Raw genomic sequence first — 24,371 nt, 5'->3', positions numbered from 1 at the left:
CTGCTAGACATGATCGCGTGGTATATTTTTTTGCCATGTTTTATTAAAAATTTCTTCCTCATTTTCGAAGGCGGTCATCGTATTGGTTAGATAAAATGTTTCCTCGTCACTGGTCATTTCACTGTATGTTTTGAGCCTTGTCTGCCACGCGCCGCGTCCTACTGTCAAATCCCATTCACAGGTAGCCTTTGCCGAGAGCGGATCGTTCCCCTTAATAGTATAGGTGTTTTTATTGATGCTGCCATATTCCATACCATTTTCCGGCAGGCGGCGTTGCCCTTCATCAGAGTAATCATACAATGTCCAGGCATCATTGATTGTATCATGAATGAGATCCCTTGTGCGTTCTTCTTCTCGGATAATTTCCCTCTCCATAATTTCAGAAATCTCCGGACGTTCAAAATGCTCTTGCCATGATGCATCCTTCCTTTGCGGTGTTCGAACCGGCAAATCGAGATGCGTTTCAGCACCGCTATAAAGCGACAGTGTTACAGGTTTTGGCGAAGGCCATGCCTGCGGCCAATACGTTGGTGCGACCGACACTTCCAGACAATGACCGGCTGGAATTTGCTGTCCCAGCACATCCAAGCCAATTTCTACATTATATCGTTTGCCCGGCTCGAGTGGTTCAGGAAATTCATGCGAGTCACGATGAGTGAGATTCAGCATGCCCCAGCTAATCAACGTTGACTCACCGGTTGGGGCTTTATCGCACAATCTGACGGCAAGAATCGCATTTTCCTGATCGGTCGACAAATCCGCGTGGAACACAGGCTTGCCCAAAAGCTCAATCGTTTCTCCAAGTGGATCAGACGTGAAAATAACCGATTTGCCATTTTCAAGACGCTGATCAGCAGGCAAATCTCCAGGCTGGCCAAACGGGCAGAATACACCGGCGTAATAGCCGTGTTCCTGCATACCTGAGATCACCGTTTTTTCTTCATCTGTTACATGCTGCACAAGTTTTCCATCAGACAACCAGAATGATTGATTTGTCACATTGGTTGACGGCCATGTCTGATCAGCAACCCATTTGCCCGGCCGCTGTTCATATGTCACTTCCGGCAGCTCGCTGTCCTGAATCCAGCTCAGAAGCTGTGGTTCCTCCTTAATGCCGGTATCGATGCCTTTCAGCCATTGGTCCCACCAGCGTAAGCATTCCTGCAAAAATCCAATAGCCGGTTCCGGAATCGCCACTTCCGGAAATTCATGCGCCCATGGGCCAATCAGTCCTTTGGCATTCGGCAAATTCTCCAGCATCCGGAACACTGCATCTGTATAGCCGTCCTGCCAGCCGCTGACTGCAAATACCGGTATGTCCACATCCGTGTATTCTTCAGATACCGAACCGTGTTTCCAATAATCATCGCGCCGCTGATGACTCAGCCATGACTCAACGAAAGGCCGTGTATTCAAGCGATCCAGCCAATTTGTTTTCCAGTTGTCACCGACAACAGTCGGATCTTGCGGGCGGGCATTATACGCAAACATCGTTGACGCCCACCAGAGCATGTCTTGCCCCATGATATTACCGCCACGGTAATGGACATCATCGGCATACCGGTCATCCGTCGAACAAAGTGTAATAATCGTTTTTAAAGCCGGATGCTTTCTTGCAGCGACTTGCAGGCTGTTGAAACCACCCCAGGATTTTCCGAACATGCCGACAGAACCGGTACTCCACGGCTGCTCTTGAATCCAGTCAAGCACTTCAAGACAATCATCCTGCTCCTGTTTCAAATATTCATCGAGCAACACACCATCAGAATCACCAGTTCCTCTGATATCCACCCTAATGCTGGCATAGCCATGACCGGCAAAATATGGATGCCGTGCCGAATCCCGGATGGCCGTAAAATCATTCTTTCGATATGGCAGATATTCAAGCAGCGCCGGAACCGGGTTATCATGTGCATCTTCAGGAATCCAGATGGTCGCTGCCAATTTGGCACCGTCAGACATCGGAATCCACACATGTTTCCATTTTTCAATTGATCTTGGATAGTCTGTTTTCACACGTCTATTGTCGTTATCCCGTATATTAAAAACCATTCCATTCAGCCTTTCTATCTTCGTTTTGACCCTGACAGCCGTCTATTACAATTTAAGGTCCACATGTATTTCGGATTGTTTTTCCGGCGGGATTAAATGGATTACACTCTCATAGACATAAAGCAACGTTTTTTCACTTGCTTCCTCTTTAGAAAAGTCCCGCCGCTTGTTCAACACAGTATTGATCATGCCTTTCCAAATCATCAATGTGATATCGGCAGCAAAGTTAACATCTTTTTGTGCAAGCATTCCTTCATCCACTGCACTCTGGATATACGTGGCACTGCGTTTTGCAAAACTATGCTCCATAACGAGAGGTTTGATAGCCTCAGGCAGCCCGATCAGGTCCTCTTTGTAAATCCGATAGTATTCGTCAAGAAATTCTTCCGGAGTCGACCCAAGATCTTCCATGAAAATGACCGAATAAATTTCCGGCTGCTCAAACGAATGAATACAGAAGCATTTCCACGCATACAGCCATTTTTCGATGGTGTTGGTTCCCTTATTCATATATGCAGGGAGATCTTCAATATAATCAGCGGTGAAGCGCATAGAGGCAAAGAATTTCAAATGTGATAAATCCCTGAAATAATTATAGGCTGTTGAACTGGTAAAACCGGCATGGCCGGCTATCTTACGTATCGTAACATTCCGTATTCCTTCGTTTTCTATCACGTCTACAGCGGCTTCTATAAAATAACGCCACATACGCGCTCGTTGAATGTCCTTCCGAGTGGTGCTCATGATTATCTCCTCTCAGCAAACGAGTTTACTTTTTACTTTTGACATAAGTGTGTATATGCTCATCTTTGTTGAGCCATTTAATCAGTGAGGCGGCCATCAATACATACATAATCAGCACTGGTACCGATACAAACACAGAAGAAGTCTGAACAACATTCAGGCCGCCGGCGACTGTCAAGCTGATTGCCAGCGCTGATAATAGAATTCCCCACATCAACCGATGCCATCTGGCCGGTTCAGATTTAATACCGAGTTCCTTTGTTGCCACACTGGCAATCACATAACTGGCTGAATCCAGTGATGTTGCCAGAAAGACAAAGCCAAGAATGACAAAAAATACTGAAGCAAGGGCCGAAAGCGGCAATGAATTTAGAACTTCAACAATAACGGCCGTCTCACCCTGTTCACTAAGGACATTTGTCAAATCCAATTTTCCTGTTAAATCAAGATTCATCGCATAACCACCGAATACCCCAAAGTACAGCCAGCTTCCCAGTGACCCCCAAAGCAGAACATTTGAAACAAGCTCACGAATGCTTCTGCCACGAGAAATCCGCGCAACAAAAATGCCAATGAACGGCGCGGTAGCCGCAAACCAAGCCCAGTAAAAAACTGTCCATGCCTGAGGGAACCCTCCCTGGCTAATCGGATCCGTATTCAAGCTCATGCGCATAAAATTATCAAGCATTAGCCCCATACTGTTGGTGAAATACGATAAAATAAACAGAGTCGGTCCGACAATAATCACAAATAAAGCAAGACCAAGTGCCATGTAGACGTTCCAGTCACTCAATTTCCTGATTCCTTTATAAAGTCCAAGATATGCACTGGAACTGAAAATAAACGTCCAGACGATAATGATCGCTATATTCAACCATGTTGAAGGCTCAATGCCCAACAGATTACCTACTACCGCTGCCACCATTGGCACACCCAGACCCAGAGATGTTCCGAGCCCGCCAATCATACTCCAAATGACCAGCACGTCGATTGCTTTCCCAAGAAAACCATCTGCATGCTTACCCAGCACACCCTGGCAGGCTGCACTGATTTTCAATGAATGATTTTTTCGGACAAAAAAACTGTAAGCCATGACCACAGCTGGGAGCGCATAAAGGGCCCATGCTGAGATTCCCCAGTGGAACAGGCCATAGCTGACTGCATATTCGGCAGCCTCTGTCGATTCGGCTTCAAAACCAAACGGCGGGCCGGTATAATAATAGAGTGGTTCAACAATTGACCAGAACATAATGCTGGTCCCCATACTGGCACAGAACAGCATGCCGCCCCAGCTAAAACGGGAAAATTCCGGCTTATCTTCAGGATTGCCCAGTTTCACCCGTCCATAACGGCCGACCATCAGCCAAATAAGAATGATAAATAAACCTATAGTCAGAAACTCAAATGCCCAGTCCAAGCGATAAGTCAGCCCTGTCATCATTTCCGAAACAATTGGCCCCACCGTATCACGAAAAATAACGAGCAGTAATGTTGCAAAAACGACGAAAATCAATGATGGCCAGAAAACAGTCTTTTCAATTCTTGATTGGTTCATGACAATTACATTCCTCCTTATAATATACATTCTTCTCTACAACATTCCTGAATAAATGTAGTGAACAAAATGTGAACCTCTCCACCTAAATCGAAGATTTTGAAGGGGACTTCTTGCCGAGCACGTTAAAACAGCATGTCTTCCAATTCACCGGGAAAATACGTAACACGCCTAGATCCATCCTTCGTTACGATAACTGTATCGGAATGCCGAAACCCTCCGGTACCAGGCACATAAATACCAGGTTCGATGGTGTATACCATTCCTTCTTGAAGCACTAAATCATTATCAAAGCGAAGATAAGGTTCTTCATGTTCCGAAAGCCCCAGACCATGTCCTGTCCGGTGCTGGATATAATCACTCATGCCAGCTTGTTCAAATACACGGAATGCGGCCATATCCACATCTTTAGCTTTGACACCGGGGCGCACCGTTTTCATAGCCGCCTTTTGGGCATCGATTGCAAGCTGTAAATAGTGTTTCTGCTGATCTGTTGGTTCGCCCAATAAAAATGTGCGTTCATTTTCAGCCCGGTATTGATTAATCCAGACTTGGCGACTATGAACAACGACATCATTATCCATAAATACCCGCGTACTGGAATAGAGGTGTGGCTGAGAGCTCCGTTCAACACCCGAACACGTCCAATTTTCAAACCCTGCAATGATATTCGGAAACTCTTCGGAAACAGTCTGCAGCAATTTCCGATCGCCATATGCGTCAAACTCCAACTCACTCATGCCGCTATTTAAATGAGCGAACGATGCCTCAAGAGCAATATCGGATAATCGGCCCGCCTGTTCAATCCAATACAATTCATCATCATCCTTAACAGCACGCATCGCAATCAAATCCTCGCCGATGTCTTTGATTGGATGCCCCATATCCTTTACAAGCTGGTACAAAGAAGCTGAGGTCAAATCCATTTCCAAACCAATGACACAGCCTTTCAACCTATCCTCCAAAATTGTGTTCAAAAGAGCAGTAAAGGATGTCTCCCGTTCAGCATACTGTGCTGATTCGTGATAGATAAAAAAATCATCTGCGGCCGCTTCTTGTTCCGCATGCTCCTTTTCCAAATCCGGGATAACATAAGCCGTTTCATCCCTCTGTATGATGTAAACAATCGGACGAGAGTACGAAATGGCACGAAATCCACTGACATAATATGAGTTATTCGGATCTGTAAGTAATACTGCATCAATACCTTTTGCTTCCATACACTGACGTATTTGCGCCAAGCGCTGATCCAATCGATTCGATGTTGTCATCAACCTGCCCTCCTTATTGGATTTTATGAACACGTTCATTTAAAGAACATGTTCATATTAACATAATAATTAAATTTGTCAAAAACACCACTTGAGCATATAGCCGCTATCATTGTCTCCCCATAAAAAGTGTTAAGCTGCACCTTGAATGGTTAATCCATAATTATGCTTCTTTCACAAATTCACCTTGTTGACCCAGAAAATAAAACACGTTTTGAATTTCCGTTTTGCCTGCCATTAAATCCTGATCGGTTGTTACGCGTAACTTCATGTCTTCTGCATACATTTTCAGTGGCTCAATGTGTTTCATTGATTCCGTGATGACAATCAGACGTTCACTAAAGGAACGGCCTTTCCACTTTAAATACATTAATAAGTCTTGGACGTCTCCACGCGAAACGTATATATAAAACGGTTTTCCATTCAATTCGATGGCACCGACAAAAGGTTCCGGCGCCGGCATAATGGTTGATTCATGAAAGTATTGATACAACTCAAAAAACAAAACACGTTTTAACACGTCTCTTATTTGATACACCACCCAATAATTCGGTTCATAAGGGACGTCTGTGATGACAGCGCCCGTTTGCCCCAAGGTATAAACAGGAATAATCTGTTTGTTCACATGCACTTCGTGGCGAACGATCTTTTGCTCTCGAACCATTTGTTTCTGACGCTTTTTGGGCAGTCGGAATATTCGGGCGAGCTGTCTTCCGCCGATTATTCCGACTTCAGCAATCGCATCCAGGGCCGCGCATTCTTTAGGGGACTTATCATTAACATAATGGATGGTCTTCAGATTGGACGGCAGCCGCTGCCAGTGCAATGACCATGGCTGCTCGATTGAAAATGGACTTAACATCGTTTATCCCCCCTTTATAAAACACGGGTGATACGCGTTCTGATTTGTTCCTTTTCCGTATTAATGTTATCAACGCGTACCAGCACCCGGTCGTCTTTCCGGACGTTTTGAAATTTCAAGTGGCTGGACAGGGAATCCACTCCCGGCTCCAAACGAACAAAAACGCCATATTCCCGTACGCCGGAAACTGTCCCGACGTATTCCCCATTTTTCTGGTACCGTGTGACGCAGTCCGGCCATGGATTCTCCTGCAGAGCTTTGGCACTGACTTGTACATCTTTCTTTTCTTTGTCAATCGCCGTGACTTTAACCTTCAGCGCATCCCCCTCCTTGAATTCCTCATGCAAATCATCAATCCACCCAAATCGAATTTCCGAAATCGGGAGAAATATTTGGATGCCGCCAATGTCTCCCAGCATATAATCATCGCCAACATGCCGGATAACGGCGGGAATCACATCCCCTTCCTCAATTTTACGGAGGGTGATGTCCGCCATCTTCTCCAAGGCTTTAGTTCGGGAACCGGTAAACAGCCCATTCTCCTGATCGTAATTGAGTACCATGAACGCGATATCCTGTCCAGTCATGGCACGCAGATGCCGCAAATTTTCCGCGCCGGTGAACTCCAGTGGAATCAGGCCACGGATGGAACCGACACGAACGACAGCACAGGCTTTCTTGTCTTCACCATCCGGTCCGACTTTTTCAATGCCTGAGATCGAGGCATAGAGGATTTTGCTATTCTGATATGCCCCGTAAATGGTCATCCAGTTTTCCATACTGTGATCCTGTTCTTGGTCCACCATTTTGGCTGGGTCGAATCCTTCAATCATCACGTTTTCGTTTAATTCTTCCGCCATTGTTGATCGCTCCTTTAAAATGATTTTTCATCCTACTAGAAATTTTTATATAAAAAAGCAACCCCGTTTTTATAGGATTGCCTCCATATCAATCCCTTGGCTGAACCCGAGTGACTTACTAATCCCAAAAACCATCGCCTGATGCTTTTTGTCTTGTCTTCACCTTATCCCTGTTTTGATTGATTTCTTCATTCAAACTTTGTTCATTTATTGGTTCTGGTTGTTCTGGCTTCGGTTCGTGTTGATTTAATTTATCAGTTTGGCTGACTGGTAATGATTCCACCTTCTCATTTGTGTTTGTTTCAGGCTGTTTAGTGCTTTCTGAAATACCTTTTGATTGCTGTCGTGTCATCAGTCCTTCAGCTGTATTTTCGCTAGAGTCATTTAAAACTGTTTCTGCTTGCATTGGTTCCGTTGCTGCAGTTTTCAATAAAACGTCTTTTGTTGGCTTTTGATGTTTGTTTCCGTATGTTGAAACCCGCTTTATTTGCCTTATGATTCCCGCTCCCACATTCTTCATGATATTATTTAACTTTAGCGATAGACGTTTGTCTTCCCATTCTTTCTTTTCCCTCCAATCAGCTGGCACGAGATTCCCTCTTGCCAGAGACGGTTTCTGCATGGCCGCTTCATACATGACTTTATGAATAAAACTGTATTTCGGCAGGTTATCCATGATGTCAGTTGGATCAAACCGATATTCTTCTGATTCCGTATCCCGATATGAGTCCGGGAACAGGTTTGGCATGAATATCCGGTGTTTGTAGGTGGATTGCCTTAACATGATTTTGTCCTTGCCGAATTCATCCGCAAATTCCTGCGCATCCTGATAGCCGATGCCGTTAAAGCATAATTTGTTCCGGCAGTTGGTCATAATCGCCTGTTTCATGGCACGGGGGCTGATATCACCCGCTTCCACTTCCAATTGGCCGAGTGATTGGGAGGCCAATATACTTGATACCTTATAAGATGCTGCGAGCGACAGAAATATCTCCACCTGTGGATTGATGTAGCGCTTATACTCATCAATAACCATGAAATGCGGCGTCCGGGTGTCTTCCGTTCCCGGTCTGCGAAAAGTGCCATTCTGCAGATGCATGATTAAAAACTGTCCAAATGCATCCCCGGCCTTTTTGAGTGTGCCAAGGGCAGTGTTCACAATCAAAACGCCATCATTGGCAAAATGTTCATCGACTTCCAGGTCGCTTTTACCGGTCATGATGTTTTTCAGCAGTTCATTACTGGTGATGTTCTCCAGCTGTGCCCGTAAGCCAATGACAAACTGTTTGTATTTCTCTGCCATGCTGCCGAGCAGTTCGTGCTCGATGGAGTGTACAAGGTCCGTTTCCCCGTCCCGCTGCCTCAGTTCACTGGTCCGTTTCTGCAGGAGTTCAAAATCTCTCAACGTTTCCAGCACTTCCATCAGGTCCACATCATCCCCCTTCAGTTCTTTGAGAAGCCGTGTCACGTTACGGGCTGCCAGTTCCTGCACATTGGCAAAGAAAGCGTCCTGCTTGCCGAATAAGCCGCGCAGGACAATGACGGTACCTTCCACCACATCTTCCACATTGCCCTCCATGGGGTTGAATTTGTCCGTATCCGGGCTGGTGGGGTCAATGTAAATATAGGGGATGTCCATTTCATCACAGAAGTCTTTCACTTTCTCAGCGAACTCACCCTTTGGTTCAACGACCGATAGGCCCAGTTTCTTCCCCTGTTTCTTCTGCAGCAGCAGCTGATAGATCATCGGTTCCAGGACGGATGCGGTTTTGCCGGAACGCGTGGCGCCAACCACCAGCATGTGGGTGAACATGTCTTTGCCTTTCCATACAATGGGTACACCACGATGCTCCAGGGAGTTGCCCAGCACCGTGACAATGTCATCACTCTTTTTACTTTTTGACTGCTTCAAGTCTTTTTTATATTCCGTATACCCCTCTTCCGGCTGTTCCTTGATTCGCTGGTTTCCCCGCTTTTTGCGATAGGCGGATTCTGCACGCATGACCATGATGTTCAAATAGAATCCGAGGATCCCAAATAAGACGAGTGTCAATTTCATCATGAACTCCCCGGTCACCATCTGTTCCCATTGCCAGAGATCAAATGCAAAGCTTCCCATGGTTAAGACAATAAACAATGTGATAGTAAAGGACATAAGCCGGTTTACCTTGCTTGGATTTGTCTTTTTGGATGCTCTCGTCAAAAAATAAAGCAATACTAAAACACCCCCTGCAGTTGCGATCAGCAGCGGGGGTGGGATAACTATTTCCTGAAACATGAGTGTAATTCCGGTAACGGCCAGAATGAAGCCGAGAATGGCTATTGTTATAAGCATGATTATCACCTCTTTGAAATTGCATAAAAATAGTACCGCCTGAAACGGTACTATGAAGTATTACTCTTATTAAATGTGGCACTTTAAATGTTTATTTCCGGTCATCTATTTTTCGTATACAGCTTCCCCACCAAGAACTGTGGAAAGCACCTTAATGTCTTTCAATTGTTCTTCCGGAATCTCCATAATGTCTTTATCAATAACAATAAAATCAGCTAGTTTACCAGGTTCCAAACTACCCTTTATATCCTCTTCAAAACTTCCTTCTGCTGCCCAGGTTGTAAAAGACCTAAGAGCTTCTTCCCTCGTCATTTTTTCTTCTGGGTACCAACCACCAGGAGGATTTCCGTCACGGTCCATCCTTGTAACAGCTGCATATATTCCGTGGAAAGGATTGATTAACTCCACCGGAGCATCTGAACCACCAATAATATGGGATCCAGCATCCATAATTTTTCTCCAAGCGTAACTATATTTGATTCTTTCTGAGCCAAGGCGATCCTCAGCCATATTTTTATCTGACGTTGCATGTGTGGGCTGCATTGATGGGATAATACCAAGTTCAGCGATTTTTTCGATTTGGCTTGGATTAGATATTTGGAAATGTTCTATTCGCCAGCGATGGTCATCCAGTGGATTCTCGCTTAACACTTTCTCATATGCATCTATTACTTGTTGAACTGCACCATCCCCTATTGCATGTGCCGCTACTTGAATACCATTCTCACGAGATTTTTTGACAAGGTTATAAATTTCCTCATCAGAGTAAAGATAATTCCCCTCATGCCCTTGACGATCACTGTAATCTTCCATTAATGCTGCACTTCTTGACCCTAATGCTCCGTCCGCCATAAGTTTTACGGATCTTACCGTTAAACGGTTATCAAATAAACCTACTTCCGGTCCGTTCTCAAAGTAATAGGCGAGCCCCTCGCCAACTTCACCCATGGAGTTTGATATCATTACATTTAACCTGACTTTTAAATCATCCTTTTTGTAAAGTTCTTTCATAATGTCGATTTCTTGTAAATCAGCACCGGCGTCGGAAGAACTCGTGATACCATTTGAAAATAATTGCTGTTGTGCTTTCATCTGCGCCTCTGCAATCCTTTCTCTACTATAAGATGGAATCTCGGACGTAACAGAACTGCGCGCAGCGTCAACAAGAACTCCTGTTGCCTCTCCCTCGCCATCTCTAATTATTTCACCCCCTTGAGGATTGGGAGTTTCTTTGGTTATGCCGCCAATTTCTAATGCTTTGGAGTTGACCCAAATAGAATGCCCATCCACCCTTGTAAGTACCACTGGATTATCAGGTGCGATTTGATCCAGCTCCTCTTTCGTAGGAAACTTTTCATCAGGCCATAGTTCGTGGTTCCATCCCCGCCCTAATATCCATTCTCCAGGTTCAAGCGAACTTGCTTCTTCCTGTACCAGTTTCAGTATTTCTTCCTTAGGTTTATTGAAGGCATCAATTTCAAGCAAATTAGTTCCCAGTGACGTGTAATGAATATGCCCATCATTCAAACCCGGAATTACCGTTTTCTCCTTTAAATCAACAACTTTTGTATCTGGACCAACATACTTATCAGCATCCTCATCATTCCCAACATAGATTAGTTTACGATCTTTAATTGCCATTGCAGTTGCTTTTGAAAAGTCATTATCTACCGTATAAATATTCCCATTTAAATATACTGTTTCAGCCTTTTCTTCACTACCCTCCGCTTTTTCTTGATTATCTCCTGTTTTTTCCTGATTAGCATCGGCATCATCCTGATCATTACTGGCTTCACATCCGATAATCAAAATTAATAATACCCCTAAAGTTGTAAGAAGAATTAATGGGTTTTTCAATTGACGTCCTCCCTCATTTTTATTACTTTTCTTTCTAATGACTCATCTCCTTTTCGTTTGATTTTTTGATAAATTAAAAATTCTTACAATAAGATTACCAATTGGATGATTTTTTGTATATCCATATTTTGGTTCAAATAAAAGAAAACAAACTGGTACCTTTGACATATTGTATAGACGTTTCTCAAACAAGGAAGGGTACTTTTCCATTTGAGGTCTTTTACCCCCCTAACGTGTTATTCACTAGGAGGTTTATTTCGCTTCAAATTCTCAACAGATAATACATAAGCCATTTCATCTGCCATCAGCGTTTTCATGGCATTCAACATTCGTTTCTGTATCTTTGGCTGGAATGTTTCCAGTTCATGATTCAAGAATTGCTCGGAATACGTAAGACTGGTTATCGTTTTTAGCTCCGGCATGATTTCATATGTCGGATAAGCGCTTTTCTCTTCTGCTATCATTTGTGAACCTCCATTTCATTGGTTTTTGGTAATAAACCTTTATTCATAAAGTCTGTGCTGACGTCCAAAAAGTCAACGTGATGCACGTGCTGCAGCAGTTCCTCGTGTTTAGGGCGCAGACCCGGATGTGTTAAGACAAGTACCTTGCGTCCGTTCCGCTCATACCGGTCTTTGCGGTATTGCATGATGTGTTTGATTTTGACCAGATCGGTATCCAGCAGGTTGATGAAATACATTTCTTCGTCCTGGTACTGCACGATTTGGTTGAGACCATCCGGGTGGCCTACACCCTTAAACTCTGTATTGTCGGGCATAAAGCTCAGGTTATTTTGATATTGATTTTCCAGTTCCTTTTGCAGCTCTGTTTCACTTGCAAGAAATGTTGAGAGGTACTCGATGCCGAAGGTCTGTGGAAAAACTTTAAGGCTTTCGCACTCTCGTATGGCCCGGCTGTCTAACAGGCGGTTCACAACCTGATCATAGCTTTCCTGTCCTCTGGCAAAGAAGGCATAGGCGTCAAAATGGCGCTGGCCTGTTTGGATTGTGACATCGGAACGATGCTGGTCAATCTCCCGGATGATTTTCTCCAGATTTTTGGCAGATGTGCTGTGCATGAATGTGTAAATGGTGAATGCCGGACCGGCCGGGCTCGTGATGATGCCCTGCACGTTGCTGGAGCGGTTCAAGTTATGTTGCCGCTTCACGTCCCGGCTGTCCTGTACCGTCCATCCTACCTGCTCGAGTTTGACGAGAATGTTGTTGGTCGAGAGGACAAACGGCAGGTGGAATCGTCTGACGCGTAAGTCGTCCGCCCGACGCTCAACAGGATAGCCCTGCTTTCGCAAGCAGGCTATGCCCGTCTCGCTGATGCGGTGATAGTTTCCCTGCCGGCTTTGGCTTTTGATATAGCCGCGTATTGGTTCTGACTTAATATAGCCAGTGTTGCGCAGGATATTTAGTTTGCGATAAGTGTAGGGCATCGTCATGTCATGGAATTCGCTGATCTGTTCAGTGCTAAGTGCCCGGTAATCATATAAATATTTGAGTATCTGAATATCCAATGGCTGCAGGCGTTTGATGACCTGCTTTTTGGTTTTAGGCATATAGTCACCTGCCTTTTTCTGTTCGTGTGAGGGCTGTTTCGTTTCGTCATTTCTGCGTGTCCTCCGTACTGACTCTACAAAACTTCGCTTAAATGGTTTGGTCCATTCAATTCGTGTTCTTTTGCAACATGGCTTATCTGTTAACTGGATTAAAGGAATCTTCCATGTATAACATCAATCAATTAGTTGAATAAAATATCAGGTTTTGAAAAAAACGTTAATATTATACATAAAAAAACACCGTCAAAATGATGTATAACATTGATCTATTCACCCCATAATTCATGAAACGACTGTTTCTGATTTGCAAACGCGCTTTTGTCTTTTGGCCGACTATGCTGTCTCAATTCATTCTCAATTTCGCTTCGTTGCCCTACATCCGGAATCTGCTTTAAGTGATGTTGATGTTTTTCGAGATACCTTAAGAAGTTAATCTTATTTTCGTCTGCCAGCAAATAAACCTGAATATGGTTCTGCTTATCGACTAATCCTTCCTCAATAATCGAGAGCTCTTTCCAATTATCATCCTTAACAAGCCCTGTATGGCGTATGGCGTCAATAATATACTTTCGGTTCCTGTTGTCCAGATCTCGAATAACATTATCATTGAAATAATGTTGTATGATGATTACAGCTCGACCAAATCGGTTGTTAACATCGGTATAGTTATAGGATTCAAACGTAATGCGCTGATAATAATTTCGTACCATGGCTGCATAATCCCTGTCATCCTCTTTGTATAACGGCAGCATTCCGTCATACGAAAACTGAAAAACGGGATAACCATTGACCATAAGCGGTGTGGCTTTGGCTAAAGGGTTACTGCCTGGTCCCGCCTCGTTCATATCTTCCAGCTTCTCTTCATATAACCGCCGCATGGTTTCTTCCTTAAACATTTCGACGCTTTTAAGTAAGTCAAGGTAGTGTGATTTCATCAAATATATTCCTCCTTCATCATTGTCAGACGTTAATTTGAACTTTGAAACAAAGATGTATTAACATTTCAATTTATTAGCGTCAGACGATTCAAGAATGGCATCATAAATTTTCCTCTAACGTCTGACATTATTTAGCGGAATTTTGATATACTAAGAATTACCCCTTTTGTTTACGTCTGACGTTGCTAACCATCAGCGTCAGACGTTTTTATTATAATATTCCACCGTATCAATGCTTTCATAGCTTTTTAACGTCAGACATTTTACTAACTACCCAAAAATTTATTTACATATGGCATGGGATCCACACGCTCAAAACCTTTTTCTTTTTTGACATGAACTTCAAAGTGCAAATGGACGCCGGTCGAATGCCCCGATGTTCCCATTTTTCCGATCACTTGTCCTGCCTTGACTTCCGTTCCCGCCGGAACACCTTGTTCCATCAAGTGAGCATAGAACGTCAGCATATCATCACCGTGCTGAATAACAACCAAATCGCCAAAACCACCAGTGTTATCCTGCGATACAACAACTTTTCCGTCCTTAAAGGCCACAATCGGCTGGCCCCGGTCATTGCCGCCTGCTACATCAATACCACCATGAAAATCCTGTTCGCCATTCATGGTTCGATTTCCATATCCCGAGGTAAGATTTTTCGTATGAGGAACCACCCAGGCCTTATCACCGTGAATTTCTACAATTCCCCCATCTTTTGCTGCAAACCCATCATTGTATAGTTGATAATAATGCATCACATCCTCCACATACCAATTGGCATGATTATAGGCCAACAGAGCATCCCGCAGCCCCTTGTTACCATCAATATACCCGGACAAATGATTGGCAGCTGCAAAGATGGCATCCTCTTCCTCCCACGGACTTGCCTTGCCATTGCCATTGGCATCCACACCGAATCCACCATATACTTCAATTTTTTCGGGATCTGTTTTAATAGCTTGCGGGATGTCAATCCCTCCCAGTCCTTCGCAACGCGGATATTCCCAGCCTAGCCAGCTGCATGGGACAAATTGCATATGACCTTGTGCGTTAACCGGGGACACCATTTCGATGGATGAAAATACTGTCTCCACACGGTGTATCGAAGCCAGTAATAACCATGGCACACCGTATTGCTGCCCGGCATCTTTATAAATCGGAATAAATTGTTCAGGTATTTCCTCTTCAGCAATTTTTGAAGGCGCATTTGAAAATGCCATTTCTTCATCACCAAATTCAAATCCTGTGATAAACAGGATAACGAATCCCAAAATACCAATCGTGAGCATACCACCAACGATTACAAGGCCAATTAACGAGCCAAAAACTAATTTCATCGGTTGCATAGGCTTTTAATCCTCAACTAAAAAGGAACATTCAACATGTAATTTTCCACTTTGAATGTTCCCTCGACTTTCGTTGTTTTGATGGTAAAGTCCTTACGTTCATCTGCTGTTTTATTGCCTTTCTTGTCATAAACATTCCCTTTCACGTGAACCTTCCATATCAACTGTTCTTTACTTAGGTCATAGGGTTCATAAACATCAAGTGATTCCACTTCTTTGTTATAGACGGCAGCTGTTGGCCTCGGTGTTTGTTCGATTAAAGTCTGATACATGTTAGCCGTCATATAAGGTTCAGCATTCTTCACATGTGACATTAATTCTTCACCGTTAAGTTCGTAAAAGTTTTTTGTGAAAAGCCTGGCTGTTTCACGGGATTTTTCAATCTCTTCCCTCGAAAAGTAATCATCATATTTACCTTCCGATTTCTCCAGCATCTCTGCTTTAGGAATTTCAATGTCTAACTTCCTATGTTGTTCCGAAATTGGTTCATTGTTTGCCTCTTTATTTTCGTGTGTTTGTTCCGCCTCAGCGCTGTATTGCCGTACCGCCTGTGATTGCTCATCTTGCTCTGGTTGATAAGCCTCTGATTTCCCCTCTGCCTCCTGTTGTTTTGCATGATTGCCGACAAAAATAGCAAAAATAAACAGCGCAATGACGATCGCCATCACGCTGTAAATAATCTTATTTTTGATTTTAGGACTCACACAACTTCACCCCATTTCATAAAAAGTGGATTATCTTCACCTCGACTAGCCATTTTCATTTGATTTATCCTGCTCAGGTGGCATCGATGCTTCTAAAGAAGCTAAATCAGGTTTCTCATCATCAACTTTTGCTATATCACTTTCTGGTTTAGTTGAATCATTAACGTGTCTATCACTCACATACATATCTGATGTGTCTTCCATCGGCGCACTTGTCTTATACCGATCCTCATTTTGTTTGTTATTTTGACTGGGATTGATTGGTTCCGATGACATAGCTGGTTTACGTGTTTCGGCATCTTTACCAACTGGTTTGTCTGCCGGTTTATTAGCTTTAGGAGACGCATGACCAACCCCTTCCTTTTGAGACGTTGATTCAGCTTTTGGTTGGTCAGATTTCTGTAAATGCGTGAGGCTTTGATATTGACGATTCAACTCCCTATCTTCCTGTTTCTGTTTAACACGGTTAGCTAAAAATGTTGCATAATCTCCTTTTAATTCACCGTCATGTTCCGCTTGTTGCTTTATTTGATCATGAGCTGCGTCCAAATCATCCAAGGACGCATGTTCGACTTGGTTTCGATCGAAAGTATTCATGATATCTTCTGGACCATGTGTATCAATATTTTTATCTTCTACGAAGGAACCAATGTTTTGAGCCCCCTCATCTGATAAATGATTGATCTGTTGATCTTCAGATATATTTGCAGATGATGTCTTTTTCAGTGAAGCCATTTGTTGTGAACGATGCGCTTGCATACCGCTCTTGGCGACATCACCTGCACTGCCATCTCCTGTAGCCGCCTTTCCAATCGAACTTCCAACAGTCGCGCCGGCAATCGCCCCAGTACCTCCTGTTGCGGCTGCGCCAATCGCTGCCCCGGTGCCGGTACTGGCCCCTTGTATGCCTTTTTTCAACGGATTCGTAAGATCGCCCATGCCTTCTCGCAATTCCTGCACACTTTGCGAACCGGCGGAAAAAATGTTTTTGATGCGTTTACGCAGTAGGAAAATAAGCATAAACAACACAAAGTGTATTAACGCAGCTGCTATATAAGCAACAAACGGATTACCGTTATCCGAAGCAATAAAATCAGCTTCATATAATAAATCAGACATGGCAAAAATGACTAAGGCTGTAAACGAAACAACCACTTTAAGGACCAAAGGCAATCCCAGCTCAATAAAGTATCGCTTAACAACATTAAACTGTCCTGGTATAGCGCCAAATAAAAGTGCAAATGGTGCAAAAATCGCTATCAGCATAAACCAGAACTGAAAAATTAATAACGCCAGTGCCAAAAAATAAATTGGAATGGACACAACTCCGTTAATCATCAAGTACATCGGTGTAAAAGATAAACGTGTGCTGATATTATCATAGAGCAAATAATCATTATCATAATTTGTTAATTCATTGGATATTGCTGTATAGCGTTCTTCTGAATTTGGCTGTTGTTTTAAAATGTTATTCACCCTGTTAACCGCTTCTTCTTCACTTCGAGCTAAGTTATCAAGATTCGTCTCGCCATACATCATATACAGATACGGGCGATCTACAAACAAAGCCCAAATATTGTCCTTCATACCATTTTTTAAGCTCTGTTCATCTAAATTAGTCGGCGTATTTGTTGCAATGGGCTGTGAACCGCCACCAGCATCTCTTTCTTGTGAATTCCCCGCTAATATTAGCGAACTTGCTTGTGTTGTAACCTGATTTAACCCGGACAGAAAGGCTGAATAATTCGTGAACAATAAAATGGCGATTGTTAATGCCAAAATGGTTTGAAAAATTGTCCCTATTGACGCAACCATGGACCGTTTCCAGATCATAAGGAACGCTGCATAAATCACTGCAAATACAGCTGTAAATATGGCAAGGTTCCCAAACAGACCGGAATTAGAAATATTACCGTTTCCGGTTATCCCTGTAATTTCCCCCATGATTTCATTTAATTTTTCAATAATGGTGTTGATAAAATTAAAGTTGTAAGCGAAATCCAGGGAAAACAACATAAATTTGGTCATAAGAATGTTCATATCAAATGCTATATTTGCAATATAATTGAACATTTCATTCATTTTTTGAGTGATCTCATCCGAGTTTAGAAACCAAAGATTGCCTTTTATATTATCTATAAAATTTTTATTTTCATTTAAATCCTCAGGGACAGCATCCAAGTGATAATGTGACTCACCACCTTCTTTGAAATCACCTAACTGTTCCTCCCCTCCCTTAATTGTTTGCTCATCATCAGCATGAATGGGCTGGGTAAATCCACCTCCAATACTTAACAGAACCATTATCAAAGCAATTTTTGTTATCCGCTTCAAGGTTAATTTCCTCATTTTTAAGCATAAAAAATAACCCCTTAAAAAAAGGGATTATTTCAGCTGTTGGCCTCCTTTCTTATTCGGTTTTCTACAATCATCCGTACTCTCAGCCTTCTATTCTTCAGTTTCTTTATAAGGATGGATAACCGTCCCTGAATCCTTGTCGTTTACAGCTTCAGGTATACTGTCTATAAACTCTTGTATTTCCCATTCTCCATCTTCATTTTGCTTTATACTAATGAAATTGGAATCTCCATCTTCAAACTTGGAACCCCTCCAAGGTTTAACATAATAAATAACCTCTTTAGAATCCTCGTTATAAACAGAATCGTACCGACGAATTTCGTAGCCTTCATTCAATTCGTCAAAGTCCTTGAATTGATCGGAATACTTATCTTTGTAATTTTGATAATCCTCCTCTTGAATCATATCCTGTGCATGAAGCTTGCTGCCATCGTCTTTCACAATCCCCGTTACATATGTTTCGTTTTCAAGCTTATCCTGTCCTTCCGGCGAAAGCATTGAATAGACTTTTGGAATATTTAACTCAAAGCCCGCTTGATAAAATTCCTGTACAATTTTGTCGGTTTCATTAAATACATCAGCATTTTCTTTCTCTTCCGGACTCGCATCACTGTTGGAAGAACAACCTACCATCAATAGTAAGCTAACAACCATTAAAAACGACCCCATCAATTTCCTGTTCAATCTACTCACCCCTTCGTCAGTTTAGGAAGTCTGCCTCAACTCCCTCTCGCGTTCTTCCTTGGTCGACGTTGAGGAGTCAAAGGCATCTAACAGATCTTTAAATACCGGATTGACATGGATAACAGCCGAACGACCAAATATATCCTGGAATAGCGCATCCCCACGCCCGAGATTTTTTAACGTATCGATATTTTCTTCGGTTTGCGGCAAGTTAAAGTAATTTAACATCTCTTGAGCTTCTTCAGTCTTACGTAAGCCAAAACTGAATTTCATACCCATATTGGCGACTTCTTTTCCATGGTCAGAAGCATTTTGCGAGCCTTTGATCAGTGTCGTGTTGTAATAACGCCCCATTCGTACAATAAAATCCATCAATTCAGATCCCATTGCGCTTCGTTCAATCGCACTGGCCTCATCCTGAAGAATAAACTTGTGACGCATACGGTCCTGATTAAACATATACTGTTTAGTGAATGCGGTTAACGAGATCATGATGGCCTCGGAAATTTTGTGCTGCGGTCGTAACCTCTTTGCTGTACTGCTCGGCAGATTTAAGTTTTGAACCATCAACACCTGAATCGGGACGCCGGTTTTTAATACCTTATACGCCTGGCCGACTTCACCAAACAGCAATTTGGCCAATTGATTACGTCGTAACGTTTCCAGCGTACTCTTTAATTTTTCGACGGATGCATAACGAACGGATGTCATTTTATCCTTTTTGTGTTCATAAAGGTTTTGCAAGTGCGTAATCACAGCACCTATACAAGGATCTTCCTGTTTTGATACGGATTCAATCGCTTCACTTAATAGCGTATACGCATCATCATCAATAGCCACATTCACCAAATGGGACAGGATATCCATGCAAATGTCTTTTCCTTCTTCAAGGTTCGTGCTTGTTCGAAATGGATCTAGTGAACCAGCATCCCGTTCATCACGTCCCATCTCCCAGACGGATATGGATTCTTCGGGAATATAAGGGAGTCCGTTCAACCATTCTTTACGATCACCTTTCGGGTCAATAATCAATCCCTGTGAACCCGTTAAAGTAGCAAGGTAAACAAACAGGTTCATCAGAAACGATTTTCCTTTACCGGTCATGCCGGCCACAAGGACTGAAATGGAATCAAAAACATTATTTAGATTCTCATAAGCTTTAGCTGCAAGATCCGGTTTAATAAACACCGGCTTTTGAAACTGTTTCGTATAGCCGATATAAAATCCGCGATTGTCACCGATATTGGTGGTGGCCCCAAACATCATGCCAGCTAAAATATTAGGTGACACATGCATTTGATAATCGTTCATAAAGCTTTTTGAACCAGGTATAGTTTCCATCATCAGATTCAATTGCTCACCGTATGGCGGGAGAACAGATAACCCAAATCGGGATAATTCATCGGTTAGTTGTTCCACACGGGTATTTAACGTTTTCTTATCTTTGGCACTCACTTTAAAAACAAACGAGCAACTATAGGCGGGCTGTCCAGTCTGTTTAAAGTAATTTTCCATTTGGACAGCACCACTTTCCGATTCATTGATACTCAAATCCACGTTTTCATTACCTTTTGCTGCTTCCTGCCTTTGATCTTTAAATTCCAACCGGGCATTACTGAGTTTTTTGCGTACCGATCTGTTAGATTGATAGTTTGCGCGGATAGAAACACTGACCGGAAAGGGCATTCGGGACTGCAGATGATACAACCACTCAAAACCAGGATGCATGCTTATATCCTCCATGTTACTGCAAATAACGTACTGGGTATATAGTTCTTCTATTTCATTATTGATGATTTTACTTGATAATAATGTTTTCGGATCGACCTCTTCAATATTGGCATTTTGCAAATCAACAAACGCTTTTTCCTTAGGACGAACGGCTTCATGTGTTTGCTTTCTGGCATCTACCCCTTCCACCTTATCACCGGACCCGAAATTTTCCCGGTACTGCACATCCTGATTGGAAGTGGAAACGGAATATGCTTTTTCGGCCAGGTAGATGATTTCAGATGCTGTTGCAGGTTTCACCATGGACGAAAACCCATTGATCATATTCACAATCAAACCTTCGGCCTGTTGCTGATACGCTCGAATAACCTCAACCGGAATATCATAAGGAGCTAATCCAACCGCATGATAAACCGGAGAACTTAATCCCTGCAGGAAGTTTTTCAACTGATAAATGGCTGAGTTTCCCATGTTCATGGATTGTATTTTGTTTTGGGCTGGATCCAGTTGAACACCCAAATAATGAACATATTCGCCGGACTCGTTAATGGTACGTTGCCTGTTCAATTGGCTCTCCACTTGCTGCATAAAGTGAAGACCGTTTTGTTTTAACGGGTATTCCAACCGGTTCATTTCCTGTTTCGTCTGGTTCATGATACCGCTGATATTCATCGGTGTAGGATCAATGATAAAGTGTAAATCATGCCCATTATTGGCTAAAAATCCCAATTGACGCTGGAATGGTTTTATTTTATCATCGAAATCCAAAAAGTCATATCCGAATCCCTCAATCCGATAATAGGCCCAAACCGTTTGATCGTCGGCAAAAACAAGATTATCTTCAACATGTTTTATCGGAAATTCTAAAATACTGGTCCTCATTTGTTAACTCCCTTCTGCTTGAATCTATTTATATGTTACAAATCCTTTATAGCGATAGCTTCTTGGTTTAAATTCATTTCTCTTGATGCCATGGGTGTAATAACCACGGAAAACATGATGCCTTTCTCGGGGAATAGCTTTACCTCGGTTAAAAGTAACGCCCTGCCATCTGCGCATATGATACAAGAACAGCGAACGAAAAAAAGCCACCGGAGAGCGATTTTCTGTGCCAACGTCTGTTATCAGCCATGCAAGAATTATCGGTAAAGCAATCAATACACCCGTTGGAATCCAGTGAATCAGTTTGCCCAACACCGGTGTGACATACCAGATAACTTCCATCACGCCAAATACCAGAAAATAAAGGACGCCTTTAAAAGGAATCGGTCTCCCCAATTTCACACCAAAAAACTGATATAACTTACGATCGAACTTTAAAAAATTATTTAATACATATAAGGGTATGCGTTGATCCTGTTCGGGTTCCACGTTTATCACTTCTTTCATATGGTTGATGATCACCAATTAAGAGGGACAGTCATGCTGTGTAACTGTCCCTCCCATTGACTGCCGGTCATTTAATCACCGCCAATGTTTAATTTATCACTGAACCACTCTGATAAAGCTAAAATCGAGTCAGGATTCAGGACAAAAATCCCAATAAATGCACCGGCAATCAGCACACCGACCGCAAATATCCAGGCCCGCTTTGCAACAGCTACGAGAAGCAATACCAGAACGACAATAAACAGTACATATTGCAGTTCATCTGTGAACCAGTTGAAGAATGACTCTAATGACATGAACTCCTCTCCTTTCCATACATCGACTGTTTATTTATTCAGATAGTTTTTCTTTGATTTTTTGTTCAGCATTCAGTCTGGATACCACATAATGATCATCCTTTTTCTCAACCACTAGCTTATAAACCGAATTCATTTGCATTTTCGTAACTGGTTCTTCAAACATGACTTCCGAGATGACGAAGTATTGACCAGCCTTGTTCCCTTCATAGACCTCCGTACTGTTAACGCCTTTGAAATTCAGAGCCCCGTTTAATCCACTCTGATGCGTTTTATCCGTCAGCATGTAGCTTAACTGGTCCTCTGAATCCTGAACAAAGCTATTGAAAAAGGTTTCCAGAAAGGCTTCTATATTTTCAACTTCTCCGTTATCATTAATGGACGCTAAATTTGTTTGATTGAAATCACGATTTGCCTCGACATCTGTCCCGTCTTTCAGATGTGTCACAAATGGGAGTTCATACACACCGTAAGTACTGCCGTTATGAACAACCGGCACTACAAAGTCCTTCGTGACCACCTTTGTTTCTTTATTTTTTTTCATTTTGGAACTGACCTTAAAGATAATGTGGGACTTCTTATCGGTGATTTCATCGGTTTTCTGATATGCAATCTCCTGAATGGCAGAATTCCATTCCAAACTTTCCGTTACGAGACCTGCCTGTTCATCCAACCCTTCAGCCAAATAGTTGGTTAGGCGCTTACTTCGGTCATTCCAGCCATCATTCGTTGGCTGCCATTTAAAATAATCACGGGTAAATTCTTTAGCAAATTGAATGGCTGCCGGTTTTGTTGCCGGGTTTCGTTTAACTTCCGCTTGCTTTTCGTTACGGGTTTCGGCTGACTCAGGACTCGATGTAACCGTTATGAATACAACAAGCAACATAAACGCGAAAAGAGCCCAAAACGTGAAAACGCCGATCCTTCTTACGGTATAAGTTTTCGGACGTCGCGGCTTTTCCTTCTTGGGCTGAGCTTTCACGAACTTTTTAAACCGCTCAAACCAGCCAACTTTTTGGCTTTCGCCTGTTTGCTTCTTTTTCTTCTTCTGAATTTTATTCATTCAGCTAACCTCTCCTTTCCTGACAGAAACGTTACAGTTTTCTGTTTGAGCCAAACACGACAAAAATGGCAATAATGATGACAATGGTTGTGACTGCACCATAACGGACTAATGACATGTTGTATAACTGCACAACCTGTTCTTTAAATTCCTCCCAAAGTGGCTGTGTTGCCGGAAATTCTTCCAGCACAAGACTTCCGACAATGAGAAATAAAAAGATCCCCAATATCAGTGCAAGAAAAAAACGAATCAAGCTGCATCCCCCTTCCTATAGTTTTTAAAACGAGCAATGCTTGGTTTTTCCACATCCCCCCCTTTAAAAATTAAAATACTCTGTCCTGAACCAAGACAGAGCAACCCATAAAACATATTTTGTTTTTTTGATTAGTCATCACTACTGATTCCAAATGACGATAGAAAGGCATTAGCCGTATCGGTTACAGCCTGCTCACTCATATCGCCTTTTGCTTCTTTCTCCTTTCGCTTCTCTGCAGTATGAGATATGCCTTCATTGAACTGATGACGCAATTGCTCATATTGTTCGGTTTGTACGGCTTTTATATCGTTTAATGCCTGTATAATTTGTTGACATTCATGTTGCCGGCTTTGTTCCACATGTAGATATTTAACCGCAATCCCTAACAAATAACGAATAGCCTCGCTGCGTTTATTGCTGGGTAATTGTTCCAGGAATTCATAAATTGCTGTGTCGTCACCGGTTAGACGGAAACTATAGCGTTTTTTCCAGTTGGTTGCCATACG

The 24,371-nt window shown here is 42.6% G+C and carries 21 protein-coding genes; all 21 read right to left on the bottom strand.

Annotated elements, in window-relative coordinates:
- Positions 1-3 precede the first annotated feature (3 nt).
- The 21 genes from AOX59_RS03355 to AOX59_RS03255 all read right to left on the bottom strand — a co-directional run bounded on the left by AOX59_RS03355 (position 4) and on the right by AOX59_RS03255 (position 24,368).
- Entirely contained in the window at positions 4-2,052 is a 2,049-nt protein-coding gene (locus tag AOX59_RS03355) for a CocE/NonD family hydrolase (RefSeq protein WP_068441828.1), read from the bottom strand.
- A 45-nt stretch (positions 2,053-2,097) separates the two neighbouring features.
- Entirely contained in the window at positions 2,098-2,796 is a 699-nt protein-coding gene (locus AOX59_RS03350; RefSeq protein WP_068441825.1) for a TetR/AcrR family transcriptional regulator, read from the bottom strand.
- Between the two features lie 25 nt (positions 2,797-2,821).
- Positions 2,822-4,351 carry a BCCT family transporter gene (locus AOX59_RS03345; RefSeq protein WP_068441822.1) on the bottom strand — a complete coding sequence of 510 codons (1,530 nt, stop codon included), beginning with the start codon at positions 4,349-4,351 and terminating at the stop codon, positions 2,822-2,824.
- A gap of 125 nt (positions 4,352-4,476) precedes the next feature.
- Positions 4,477-5,622: a M24 family metallopeptidase gene (locus AOX59_RS03340; RefSeq protein WP_068441819.1), complete on the bottom strand. Its 1,146-nt coding sequence runs from the start codon at positions 5,620-5,622 to the stop codon at positions 4,477-4,479.
- 163 nt (positions 5,623-5,785) lie between these two features.
- Positions 5,786-6,484, bottom strand: a complete 699-nt coding sequence (locus AOX59_RS03335) for a hypothetical protein (RefSeq protein ID WP_068441817.1) — start codon at positions 6,482-6,484, stop codon at positions 5,786-5,788.
- 14 nt (positions 6,485-6,498) lie between these two features.
- Complete coding sequence (locus AOX59_RS03330) at positions 6,499-7,344, bottom strand: S1 RNA-binding domain-containing protein (protein WP_068441811.1); 846 nt, start codon at positions 7,342-7,344, stop codon at positions 6,499-6,501.
- Positions 7,345-7,462: 118 nt separating this feature from the next.
- Positions 7,463-9,679, bottom strand: coding sequence for a type IV secretory system conjugative DNA transfer family protein (locus tag AOX59_RS03325; protein WP_068441808.1), 2,217 nt, complete (start codon positions 9,677-9,679; stop codon positions 7,463-7,465).
- A gap of 105 nt (positions 9,680-9,784) precedes the next feature.
- Positions 9,785-11,536 (bottom strand): amidohydrolase, encoded by a 1,752-nt coding sequence (locus AOX59_RS03320; protein WP_237049366.1) that lies wholly within the window; start codon positions 11,534-11,536, stop codon positions 9,785-9,787.
- A 236-nt stretch (positions 11,537-11,772) separates the two neighbouring features.
- Positions 11,773-12,000: a hypothetical protein gene (locus AOX59_RS03315; RefSeq protein ID WP_068441806.1), complete on the bottom strand. Its 228-nt coding sequence runs from the start codon at positions 11,998-12,000 to the stop codon at positions 11,773-11,775.
- Positions 11,997-13,103 carry a replication-relaxation family protein gene (locus AOX59_RS03310; protein ID WP_068441803.1) on the bottom strand — a complete coding sequence of 369 codons (1,107 nt, stop codon included), beginning with the start codon at positions 13,101-13,103 and terminating at the stop codon, positions 11,997-11,999. Before AOX59_RS03310 ends, AOX59_RS03315 begins: the two co-directional genes overlap by 4 nt.
- Before the next feature lie 266 nt (positions 13,104-13,369).
- Positions 13,370-14,038, bottom strand: a complete 669-nt coding sequence (locus tag AOX59_RS03305; RefSeq protein ID WP_068441800.1) for a hypothetical protein — start codon at positions 14,036-14,038, stop codon at positions 13,370-13,372.
- Positions 14,039-14,307: 269 nt separating this feature from the next.
- Positions 14,308-15,384 carry a peptidoglycan DD-metalloendopeptidase family protein gene (locus AOX59_RS03300; RefSeq protein ID WP_068441797.1) on the bottom strand — a complete coding sequence of 359 codons (1,077 nt, stop codon included), beginning with the start codon at positions 15,382-15,384 and terminating at the stop codon, positions 14,308-14,310.
- 17 nt (positions 15,385-15,401) lie between these two features.
- Positions 15,402-16,088 (bottom strand): hypothetical protein, encoded by a 687-nt coding sequence (locus AOX59_RS03295; protein WP_068441794.1) that lies wholly within the window; start codon positions 16,086-16,088, stop codon positions 15,402-15,404.
- Positions 16,089-16,133: 45 nt separating this feature from the next.
- Positions 16,134-18,422 (bottom strand): CD3337/EF1877 family mobilome membrane protein, encoded by a 2,289-nt coding sequence (locus AOX59_RS03290; protein WP_068441790.1) that lies wholly within the window; start codon positions 18,420-18,422, stop codon positions 16,134-16,136.
- A gap of 114 nt (positions 18,423-18,536) precedes the next feature.
- Positions 18,537-19,130 carry a hypothetical protein gene (locus AOX59_RS03285; RefSeq protein WP_156418626.1) on the bottom strand — a complete coding sequence of 198 codons (594 nt, stop codon included), beginning with the start codon at positions 19,128-19,130 and terminating at the stop codon, positions 18,537-18,539.
- A gap of 21 nt (positions 19,131-19,151) precedes the next feature.
- Positions 19,152-21,743, bottom strand: a complete 2,592-nt coding sequence (locus AOX59_RS03280) for an ATP-binding protein (protein WP_068441785.1) — start codon at positions 21,741-21,743, stop codon at positions 19,152-19,154.
- 24 nt (positions 21,744-21,767) lie between these two features.
- The gene (locus AOX59_RS03275) at positions 21,768-22,265 is read right to left on the bottom strand and encodes a TcpE family conjugal transfer membrane protein (RefSeq protein ID WP_169792852.1); all 498 of its coding nucleotides are present in this window, start codon (positions 22,263-22,265) and stop codon (positions 21,768-21,770) included.
- Between the two features lie 56 nt (positions 22,266-22,321).
- Positions 22,322-22,546 carry a TcpD family membrane protein gene (locus AOX59_RS03270; RefSeq protein ID WP_068441778.1) on the bottom strand — a complete coding sequence of 75 codons (225 nt, stop codon included), beginning with the start codon at positions 22,544-22,546 and terminating at the stop codon, positions 22,322-22,324.
- Positions 22,547-22,580: 34 nt separating this feature from the next.
- Complete coding sequence (locus AOX59_RS03265) at positions 22,581-23,609, bottom strand: conjugal transfer protein (RefSeq protein WP_068441775.1); 1,029 nt, start codon at positions 23,607-23,609, stop codon at positions 22,581-22,583.
- Between the two features lie 31 nt (positions 23,610-23,640).
- The gene (locus tag AOX59_RS03260; protein ID WP_068441772.1) at positions 23,641-23,862 is read right to left on the bottom strand and encodes a hypothetical protein; all 222 of its coding nucleotides are present in this window, start codon (positions 23,860-23,862) and stop codon (positions 23,641-23,643) included.
- A 131-nt stretch (positions 23,863-23,993) separates the two neighbouring features.
- The gene (locus AOX59_RS03255; protein WP_068441769.1) at positions 23,994-24,368 is read right to left on the bottom strand and encodes a hypothetical protein; all 375 of its coding nucleotides are present in this window, start codon (positions 24,366-24,368) and stop codon (positions 23,994-23,996) included.
- Positions 24,369-24,371: the final 3 nt, after the last annotated feature.

This window comes from Lentibacillus amyloliquefaciens, from assembly GCF_001307805.1.
Lineage (GTDB): Bacteria > Bacillota > Bacilli > Bacillales > Amphibacillaceae > Lentibacillus > Lentibacillus amyloliquefaciens.
Note: the sequence above shows the minus strand (reverse complement) of the source record. Positions and strands in the feature narration are given on the sequence as shown.

Bases quoted from the DNA above. Each gene is read 5' to 3' on its own strand.
- AOX59_RS03305 (WP_068441800.1), bottom strand. From the start codon at position 14,038: ATGAAATCACACTACCTTGACTTACTTAAAAGCGTCGAAATGTTTAAG.
- AOX59_RS03280 (WP_068441785.1), bottom strand. From the start codon at position 21,743: ATGAGGACCAGTATTTTAGAATTTCCGATAAAACATGTTGAAGATAAT.
- AOX59_RS03300 (WP_068441797.1), bottom strand. From the start codon at position 15,384: ATGCAACCGATGAAATTAGTTTTTGGCTCGTTAATTGGCCTTGTAATC.
- AOX59_RS03255 (WP_068441769.1), bottom strand. From the start codon at position 24,368: ATGGCAACCAACTGGAAAAAACGCTATAGTTTCCGTCTAACCGGTGAC.
- AOX59_RS03270 (WP_068441778.1), bottom strand. From the start codon at position 22,546: ATGTCATTAGAGTCATTCTTCAACTGGTTCACAGATGAACTGCAATAT.
- AOX59_RS03325 (WP_068441808.1), bottom strand. From the start codon at position 9,679: ATGCTTATAACAATAGCCATTCTCGGCTTCATTCTGGCCGTTACCGGA.
- AOX59_RS03355 (WP_068441828.1), bottom strand. From the start codon at position 2,052: ATGGTTTTTAATATACGGGATAACGACAATAGACGTGTGAAAACAGAC.
- AOX59_RS03315 (WP_068441806.1), bottom strand. From the start codon at position 12,000: ATGATAGCAGAAGAGAAAAGCGCTTATCCGACATATGAAATCATGCCG.
- AOX59_RS03340 (WP_068441819.1), bottom strand. From the start codon at position 5,622: ATGACAACATCGAATCGATTGGATCAGCGCTTGGCGCAAATACGTCAG.
- AOX59_RS03310 (WP_068441803.1), bottom strand. From the start codon at position 13,103: ATGCCTAAAACCAAAAAGCAGGTCATCAAACGCCTGCAGCCATTGGAT.
- AOX59_RS03335 (WP_068441817.1), bottom strand. From the start codon at position 6,484: ATGTTAAGTCCATTTTCAATCGAGCAGCCATGGTCATTGCACTGGCAG.
- AOX59_RS03345 (WP_068441822.1), bottom strand. From the start codon at position 4,351: ATGAACCAATCAAGAATTGAAAAGACTGTTTTCTGGCCATCATTGATT.
- AOX59_RS03265 (WP_068441775.1), bottom strand. From the start codon at position 23,609: ATGAATAAAATTCAGAAGAAGAAAAAGAAGCAAACAGGCGAAAGCCAA.
- AOX59_RS03330 (WP_068441811.1), bottom strand. From the start codon at position 7,344: ATGGCGGAAGAATTAAACGAAAACGTGATGATTGAAGGATTCGACCCA.
- AOX59_RS03350 (WP_068441825.1), bottom strand. From the start codon at position 2,796: ATGAGCACCACTCGGAAGGACATTCAACGAGCGCGTATGTGGCGTTAT.